Annotated in this window: 8 protein-coding genes; all 8 read right to left on the bottom strand. The window is 66.2% G+C overall.

The features are described from left to right. Positions 1–216: 216 nt before the first annotated feature. Positions 217–1,290, bottom strand: a complete 1,074-nt coding sequence (gene chvE / locus GGD65_RS36280; protein ID WP_183238315.1) for a multiple monosaccharide ABC transporter substrate-binding protein — start codon at positions 1,288–1,290, stop codon at positions 217–219. Between the two features lie 72 nt (positions 1,291–1,362). Further along, positions 1,363–2,241 (bottom strand): SMP-30/gluconolactonase/LRE family protein, encoded by an 879-nt coding sequence (locus GGD65_RS36275; RefSeq protein ID WP_183238317.1) that lies wholly within the window; start codon positions 2,239–2,241, stop codon positions 1,363–1,365. Next, positions 2,241–3,317 carry an aldose epimerase family protein gene (locus GGD65_RS36270; RefSeq protein WP_183238314.1) on the bottom strand — a complete coding sequence of 359 codons (1,077 nt, stop codon included), beginning with the start codon at positions 3,315–3,317 and terminating at the stop codon, positions 2,241–2,243. The genes GGD65_RS36275 and GGD65_RS36270 overlap by 1 nt, the downstream gene beginning before the upstream one ends. A 2-nt stretch (positions 3,318–3,319) precedes the next feature. Beyond that, complete coding sequence (locus tag GGD65_RS36265) at positions 3,320–4,246, bottom strand: Gfo/Idh/MocA family protein (protein ID WP_018315907.1); 927 nt, start codon at positions 4,244–4,246, stop codon at positions 3,320–3,322. Next, positions 4,243–5,007, bottom strand: a complete 765-nt coding sequence (locus GGD65_RS36260) for a FadR/GntR family transcriptional regulator (RefSeq protein WP_018315906.1) — start codon at positions 5,005–5,007, stop codon at positions 4,243–4,245. Before GGD65_RS36260 ends, GGD65_RS36265 begins: the two co-directional genes overlap by 4 nt. Beyond that, on the bottom strand, positions 5,004–5,984 hold the full coding sequence (yjfF, locus tag GGD65_RS36255) for a galactofuranose ABC transporter, permease protein YjfF (protein ID WP_183238313.1): 981 nt from the start codon (positions 5,982–5,984) through the stop codon (positions 5,004–5,006). Before yjfF ends, GGD65_RS36260 begins: the two co-directional genes overlap by 4 nt. Then, on the bottom strand, positions 5,981–6,973 hold the full coding sequence (locus tag GGD65_RS36250; protein WP_183238312.1) for an ABC transporter permease: 993 nt from the start codon (positions 6,971–6,973) through the stop codon (positions 5,981–5,983). The genes yjfF and GGD65_RS36250 overlap by 4 nt, the downstream gene beginning before the upstream one ends. Beyond that, complete coding sequence (locus GGD65_RS36245) at positions 6,970–8,514, bottom strand: sugar ABC transporter ATP-binding protein (RefSeq protein ID WP_183238311.1); 1,545 nt, start codon at positions 8,512–8,514, stop codon at positions 6,970–6,972. Before GGD65_RS36245 ends, GGD65_RS36250 begins: the two co-directional genes overlap by 4 nt. Between the last annotated feature and the right edge of the window lie 100 nt (positions 8,515–8,614).

Genomic DNA, 8,614 nt, shown 5'->3' with positions numbered 1-8,614 from the left:
TGGTCTGTCCCCGCCCCGTGGGGGTCTTCTCTCTCCCCCCCCCCCCGCGCCCCCGCCCCCCCCGCGGGGGGGGGGGGGGGGCCCCCCCCCCCCGGGGGGGGGGGGGGGGGGGCGCCCCCCCCCCGTCTCCGCGAGTCCCACTGCCACCTCGCTCGCGGAGGCTCCCCCTCACCCTAACCCTCTCCCCGCAAGCGGGGAGAGGGGAAGGAAAGAGTATTACTGGAACTGCGCCTTCTTGTAGTAGCCGCTGTCGACCAGCACCTTCTCCCAATTGTCCTTGTAGACCACGACCGGCTTGAGCAGGTAGGACGGCACGGTCTTGACGCCGTTCTCGTAGGTCTTGGTGTCGTTGACCGTGACCTGCTTGCCGGCAAGCGCGGCGTCGACCATGTCGGCGGTCACCTTGGCGAGGTCGCGGGTATCCTTGAAGATGGTCGAATATTGGTCGCCGCGCAGCATCGCCTTGATCGAGGGCACCTCGGCGTCCTGACCCGAAATGATCGGCATCGGCTGATCGGCGCTGCCGTAGCCGACGCCTTTCAGTGAGGAGATGATGCCGATCGAGATGCCGTCATAGGGCGAGAGCACGGCGTTGATCTTCTTGTTGCCGTAGTAGGCGCTGAGCAGATTGTCCATGCGGGCCTGGGCGGTGGCGCCGTCCCAGCGGAGCGTCGCGACCTTGTCCATACCCATCTGGCCCGAGCCGACGACGAGCTTGCCGCTGTCGATATAGGGCTTCAGCACGCTCATCGCGCCGTTATAAAAGAAGTAGGCGTTGTTGTCGTCGGGGGAGCCGCCGAACAGCTCGATGTTGAACGGGCCCTTGCCGTCTTTGAGACCGAGGCCCTGCACAATCGACTCGGCCTGGAGCACGCCGACCTGGAAATTGTCGAAGGTCGCGTAATAGTCGACGTTCGGCGTGCCGCGGATCAGGCGGTCATAGGCGATCACGGTGATGCCCTTCGCCTTGGCCTGCTTGAGCACGTCGGACAGCGTGGTGCCGTCGATTGCAGCGATCACCAGCGCTTTCGCGCCCTTGGTCACCATGTTCTCGACCTGCGAGAGCTGGTTCGGGATGTCATCCTCGGCATATTGCAGGTCGGTGTTGTAACCGCGCTCCTTCAGCACCTTGACCATGTTGTTGCCGTCGTCGATCCAGCGCGCCGACGATTTGGTCGGCATCGCGATGCCGACGGTCGCCTTGTCCTGGGCGGAGGCGGTGAGGCCTGTGGCCATCGTCGCAGCGCCGGCCAACGCCAGTGCGAGGAATGTCGTCTTCAGTTTCAGCATGTTTTACTCCCTTGGGTGTCAGACTGTTTCTTTGTTTCGTCGAGAACGTCGTCGTGGACTGCCTCTGGTCTCCTATGCGAGCTTGATGTCGGGCTCCGCGCGACCGCGCGCGGATGCCTCCAATAGAAAAGTGCAACCGGCTTGCGGATCGGCGGCGCGTGCCGCCGCGTCCATATCCTGCCACGCTGACGTGACGAGGAGGCGCGACAGATCGGGGCCGACGAAAGCGGGGCAGCTTGCCTGCTTTGCCGGCACGCTCAGCGAGCGCAGACGCTCGCCTTGCGGAGAATAGACATCGATCCGGCTCGCGCCCCAGCAGGCATTCCAGATGTTTCCGTCGGCATCGCACACTGAGCCATCGAGGCCGCCGATACCGGTGTGTCGCAGCAGCACCTCCGGCTCGCCGCGCGGCAGGCCGGTCGCGGGATTGAGCGGGACTGCGTAGAGCACGGCGCGTACGGTGTCGGTGAAATAGCCAATGGCGCCGTCCGGCGAGAAGCAGATCGAATTGGGAATGCTGATGCCGGGAAACAGCGTCGAGATCTTGCCGCGGTGGAACGCGTATATCGCCCCCGCCTTCGGCTCGGCCTTCTTGCCCATGGTGCCGATCCAGAACGTGCCGGACTGGTGCACACGGCAATCATTGGAGCGCGTGGCAGGATTGTCCGCCTCGAGCGGACAGAACAGCGTCATCGCGCCATCGGCGAGCGTGCGGATATAGAGACCGTCCTCGGCGACGATCAGCTGGCGCTCGGCATCGATGCGCCCGAGCGCGCTCGCCATCCGGCCAAGCGCGTGGACGCGGATGCTGCCGCTGTCGAGTTGCGCCTCGAACAGCCGTCCCTCGCGAATGTCGAACCACCAGGCGGTGTCTGTGGTCACGTCATAGGTCGGGCCCTCGCCGAGATGACAGGGATCGTCCGAGAGAACTGATGTCGGCACCTGTTCCATCATGACGCCCTCACACCGAAGCGATAGACTGTGTGATGCCGATAAACTCCGCCGGGATCGAGGCGTGGGCTCGGGAAATCCGGCCGGTTCGGCGCGTCAGGCCAGATGTGCGGCTCCAGGCACATGGCATCCGATTGCCGGATCAGCTTGCCGCCCTTCCCCGAAATCGTGCCGTCGAGATAGTTGCCGGAATAGACTTGCAGGCCGGGTTGGTTGGTGAACAGCTCCATGACGCGCCCCGCGCGCGATGCCTCCAGCCGCGCCGCGAGCGCAAGCTTGCCTTCGCGCGCAAGGCAGTAGGTGTGGTCGTAACCCCTGCCGTTGCGCAATTGCTCATCGCTCTGCCGGATGCGCTCGCCAACTTGCCGAGGCTCGCGGAAGTCGAACGGCGTTCCCGCCACCGCGCGCGGCGGTCCAGGCAGCGGAATGGCGGTGGGGTCGATGGCGAGGAAATGCTCGGCGGCGACCGTCAGCCTGTGATCGAGAATGGGCGTACCTGACGTTGCGCCTTCCAGATTGAAGAAGCTGTGGTTGGTGAGGTTGACGATGGTGGGACGGTCGGTCCGCGCCTCCATGCTCAACGACAATTCGGTCGGGCCGGTGACGCGATAGGTCAGGCGGACATCGAGCTGGCCGGGATAATTCTCCTCGCCGTGCGGGCTCGTGTAGGTGAGTGTCACCGCGGGCTCGGCGCCGTCGTCGATCTCCGCAATCTGCCAGAGCTTGCGGTCAAATCCATCGAGGCCGCCGTGCAGCGCGTTCGGGCCGTTGTTAACCGGGAGCTGCACCGTTTCACCGTCGAGCGAGAACTGTCCGTTGGCAATGCGGTTGGCGTAGCGGCCGACGGTGGCCCCAAGGAACTTTCGCTCCGCGAGATAGCCGGCGAACGCATCATGGCCGAGCACGACATCGTCGTGACCGCCCTTCGCATCCGGCGCAATCAGCGCCTGGATCACCGCGCCGTGGGTGATGATGCGCGCCTCGAAGCCGTCCTCGCCGCGCAGCACGATGCGCTCGACTTCGCGGCCGTCAGGCAGTGTTCCGAAGATGTCTTTTGTGATTTTTGATGCGGCCATGTCTAATCCACAAACGGTTCGACCACGGTGCGCCTGCCGAGCAGGAAGGCGTCGGCGACGAGGCGAAGCGGCGTCAGATCGACGTCGCTTGCGCCGGTCGCCGCGAGCTCGACGAAGCGCCGGTAGAGTCCGCGATATTCCTCATCGGGCGCCTCGGCAAGCACCTTGCCGTCGACCTCCATCCGCGCGCCACCGCTGGACAAAGTCATCCGGCCCTGGTCCGTTTCGACGACGATATCCCAGCTCTGCGGTCCGGTCTGGCGGAAATCGAACTCGGCGGTGACAGCAAGGCCATCGATGTCGGTCAGCGTCAGGTTCGCCGCAATCGGTGCCTGGCAATTGGCGGGAAACGCCAGCTCAGCCGCGGTGACGAACACGGGTTTCGGCAGGATCCTGGTCAGGATCGACAGCGCGTTGATGCCGGGGTCGAACACGCCGAGGCCGCCCGGCTCCCAGATCCAGCCCTGCCCGGGATGCCAGACGCGGACATCTTCCTTCCAGCTGATGTGCACCGACTTGATGCGACGCTCAGTGAGCCATTGCCGCGCAGGCTCGACCGCCGGCGCATGGCGTGAATGCCAGGTCGCAAACAGCGTTCGCTTTGCCTCCGCCGCCATCGCGATCAGCGGATCGAGCTCGGCGACACCGATACCCGGCGGCTTCTCCAGCATGACATGCTTGCCGGCGGCGAGCGCCGCGGCAGCCTGCGCGCGACGCACCTGCGGCGGCGTGCAGAGCGAGACCGCATCGATCGGCGGTCCCTTTTCCAGCAGCTCCTCGATGGTGGCGAAATGCGGCAGTCCCGGCAGCGAGGCGTTACGGCTGGCAATCGCCGCCAGCCCCGCGCCCGGCACGGCGGCGATTGCGCCGACATGCTGGTCACGCGCGATCTTGCCGAAGCCGACGATGGCAATGCGGAGTTCCGTCACGATCCCTCTCCAGATTCCACGGAGGCCGGTGCGGTCTCGATGACCGTGCCCTCATGGCGATGCATGCCGTTGTGAATGACGAAAATCATCGCCTCAGAGGCGGCCTCCGCATCGCCGGCCGCAATCGCATCGACGATCTTCTGGTGCCAGAGCAACACCGTGTCGCGGTCTTCCAATTCGACCGGCGCGCTCAGCAGGAACGAGGCGCGAAGCGCGGCCTCGATGACGTGGCCGATCGAGCGCATGAACAGGTTGCCGGAGGCGCGCGCCACGGCGACGTGAAGTGCGAGGTCGGCATCGGCAAAGCCGACCGAATCGGACGCTTCGAGCCGCATGCGCTCCATGCTGCGCCGAAGTTCGGCCAGATCCTCCTCCGACCGCTGCTTGGCCGCCAGCATGGCCGCGCGCGGCTCGACCGCGAGACGGATCTCGGCGAGGTCATTGAGGAAACGCTTGTCGATACCGGCGTCCAGATGCCAGGCCAGCACGTCGGCGTCGAACATGTTCCAGGCGGCGCGTTCGCGTACGACGGTGCCGACGCGCGCCTTGGTGGTCAGCAGGCCCTTGGCGACCAGGGTCTTCACGCTCTCCCGCAGCACCGGCCGCGACACGCCGAACATCGCGATCATCTCGGCATCACCAGGCAGGCGCGTCCCTTCCGCGTAGCGGCCGGCGATGATGTCGACGCCGATCGAGCGGGCGACCTCCGCATGGTTGGAGTGAGCCCGCCGCGTCGGGATGACGACGATGCGCGATGTCATGTGGCGGCTCCTGCGCTCTTCGCCAGCGGCCGGCGCGCGAGCGCGACCAGTCCCTGCTGCAAAGCAATGAAGGCGAACAGCAACATGCCGGTCGCGATCTTGGTCCACCAACTCGACAGCGTGCCGTCGAAATTGATGTAGGTCTGGATCAGACCCTGGATCAGCACGCCGAGGAAAGTACCGATCACCGAGCCCTGCCCGCCCGTGAGCAGCGTGCCGCCGATCACGACGGCCGCGATGGTGTCGAGCTCGACGCCGACGGCGGAAAGCGAATAGCCAGCGCTGGTGTAGAACGAGAAGACGATGCCGGCGATGCCTGCGAGCAGGCCCGACAGCATATAGATCTTCACCGTCATCTTGCCGACCGCAACCCCCATCAGGCTCGCTGTCGTCCGGCTGCCGCCGAGCGCATAGACATTGGCGCCGAACCGGGTGAGATGCAGCAGCAAGGCTCCGCCGATCACGATCGCGAGCATGATGATCGCAATCGCCGTCAACCGCCCGCCACCCGGCAATCGCAAGGCGAAGTCCGACACGGTGGAATAGATCGGCGCGGTGATCGGTATGGATTCGGTGGAGAGCAGAAAGCTCGCTCCGCGCGCCAGGAACATGCCGGCGAGCGTCACGATGAAGGGTGGCAAATCAAAGACATGGATCACCGCGCCCATCGCCGCACCGAAGGCCGCCGAGAGTGCGATGACGACGACGAAAGCAACCAGCGGCGGCATGCCCCAGCGCTCGATCGCGAGCGCAACAAAGACGGTGGTGAAGCCGATCACGGAGCCGACCGAGAGATCGATGCCGCCGGAGATGATGACGAAGGTCATGCCGGCCGCGACGATGCCGAGGAAAGCGTTGTCGGTGAGGAGATTGCCGACGACGCGGGTCGAGGCGATGTTGGGAAACTGCACCGCGCAGGCGGCGAAGCCCGCGACCAGCACGATCGCCGTGATGAGGGCAGGCGGCAGACCTCTCATGCTTTCGTCCTCCGCAGCCGCGCGGCGATGCCGGCAAATCCGGTCAACTTGGGCGATTGCAGCAACAGCACCGTGAGCACCACCACCGCCTTGACCAGCAGGTTGAACTCCGGCGGATAGCCGGACAAAAGGATGCCGGTGTTCATGGTCTGGATAATCAGCGCACCGAGGACGGCCAGCAAGAGGCTGAAGCGGCCGCCGAACAACGAGGTGCCGCCGATCACCACGGCCAGAATGGCATCGAGCTCGAGCCAGAGGCCGGCATTGTTCGCGTCCGCTCCCATGATGTCGGCCGCCGCGATCACGCCGGCCAGCGCGGCGCAGACGCCGCACCAGACATAGACCGACAGGATCATCGCACGGGTGCCGACACCGGCAAGCTCGCTCGCGCGCGCATTGCCGCCGGTCGCCTCGATCAGGAGGCCGAGCGCGGAGCCCCGCACCACCGCGCCGGTCAGGATGAGCATGCCCAAGGCAATCACCACCGGCACCGGCAGTCCGAGCACCGAGCCATTTCCGAGCCAGACCAGATCCGGCGAGGAGAACGTCACGATGCGTCCCTCGGTGATGAGCTGGGCGATGCCGCGTCCCGCCACCATCAAAATCAACGTCGCCACGATCGGCTGCATGCCGAGCACCGCGACGAGGAAGCCGTTCCACAGGCCGCAAATCAAGCCCGCGCCGAGTGCTGCCGCCAGCACGACGGCCAGACTGTGAGTGTCGGCGAGGCTCGCTGCGATCGCGCCGCAGATCGCCATGACGGCGCCGACCGAGAGATCGATGCCACGCGTCGCGATCACCAGCACCATGCCGAGCGAGAGCAGCGCCACCGGCGTGCCGCGGTTGAGCACGTCGATCAGGCTGCCGAACAGCCGGCCGTCCTGCAGGCGCAGGTCGAAGAATTGCGGCGACACCACGCGATCGAGCGCGAGGATGACGATCAGCGCCAGGATCTGGGCAAGGCCGCGGCGCGGCAGCAGCGCTGTCATGTGTGGGCCTCAAGCGCAACAGCGACGCTATCGGCGGCAATGGCGGCGAGAATGTTGCCGACGTCGATCGCCTCGCCCGCGAGCTCCTCGATATGGGCGCGGTCGCGCAGCACGACGACGCGGTCCGAATAGGTCACGATCTCGTCGAGCTCGGAGGAGATCACGAGCAGCGAAAGCCCGTCGTCGCAGAGCTCGCGGATCAGGCGGATGATTTCGGCATGCGCGCCGACATCGATGCCGCGGGTCGGCTCGTCCAGCACGAGAAGCCGCGGCGAGGTCGCGAGCCAACGCGCCAGCAACACCTTTTGCTGGTTGCCGCCGGAGAGCAGGCCCACGGGGCGCTCCGGATCGGGCGGGCGGATGTCGAGGATCTTGACGTAGCGGCGCGCGAGCTCGTCCTGCTCGCGGCGCGACAGCGGCCGATGCAGGCCGCGCTTGGCCTGGAGCGCGAGCACGATGTTCTCGCGCACGGTGAGCTCGGCGACGATGCCGTCGGTCTTGCGCTCCTCCGGGCAATAGCCAAAGCCGTGGCGGACGCCGTCGCGGGGCGACTGCAGCCGCACCGGCGCACCCTCCACCCTCGCCTTCCCGCCATCGGCGCGCTCGGCGCCGAACACCAGCCGCGCCGTCTCGGTCCGGCCCGAGCCGAGGAGGCCGGCGAGACCGACGACCTCGCCATGGCGCAGCTCGAGATTGAACGGCGCGACATAGCCGGCCTTGCCGTAATTCTCGAAACTCGCGCAGACCTCGCGCACCTTGTGCTCGCCCACTGATGCGCGCGCGCCGGTGGTTTCGGCCAATTCGCGGCCGAGCATCAGCCGGATCAGCTCGAGCCGGGGCAGCGAGGCGGTCTCGCGCTCCCCAACGAGGCGGCCGTTACGCAGCACCGTGATGCGATCGGAGATCTCATAGACCTGATCGAGAAAATGACTGACGAAGACGATGCCGATGCCGCGCTTGGCAAGCTGGCGCATGATGCCGAACAGGATCTCGACCTCGTGGCGGTCGAGGCTTGCGGTGGGCTCGTCCAGGATCAGCACGCGCGCGGAGAGATCGACGGCGCGGGCGATCGCGGTGACGTGCTGCACAGCGACCGAATAGCTGCTGAGCGGCGCGGCAACGTCGATGTCGAGGCCAAACTCCGCAAGCAGCGCCTTGGCGCGGCGGCGCATCTCGCCCTCGCGCACGATGCCGAAGCGCATCGGCTGGCGATCGAGGAACAGGTTCTGCGCCACCGACAGGTTCGGCAGCAGGTTGACTTCCTGGTAGACGGTGGCAATGCCCGCTGCCAGCGCTGCCTTGGCCGAGCGCGGCGCGACCTCTTCACCGCCGATCCTGACGATGCCGGCATCACGCGGGAATACGCCGGTGACGACCTTGATCAGCGTGGACTTGCCGGCGCCGTTCTCGCCGAGCAGCGCATGGATCTCGCCGGCGCGCAGCGTGAAGTCGACCTCCTGCAGCGCGCGCACAGCGCCAAAGCTTTTGCTGATCCCGCGCACCTCAAGAAGGGGCAGAGCAGGATCGGGGCTGTTCTGCATGGCAAATTCACTCCCACGGGTGCCCGCCATTGAAGCGGACACCCAGCCTAGCCGTTCGTGCAGCGGTTTCGAAGGGGGATCGCCGGACCACTGGAGGCGG

The organism is Bradyrhizobium sp. CIR18 (genome assembly GCF_014198295.1).
Classification (GTDB): domain Bacteria; phylum Pseudomonadota; class Alphaproteobacteria; order Rhizobiales; family Xanthobacteraceae; genus Bradyrhizobium.
The sequence above is the reverse complement of the archived record's forward strand: the minus strand, read 5'-3'. Positions and strand labels throughout refer to the sequence as shown.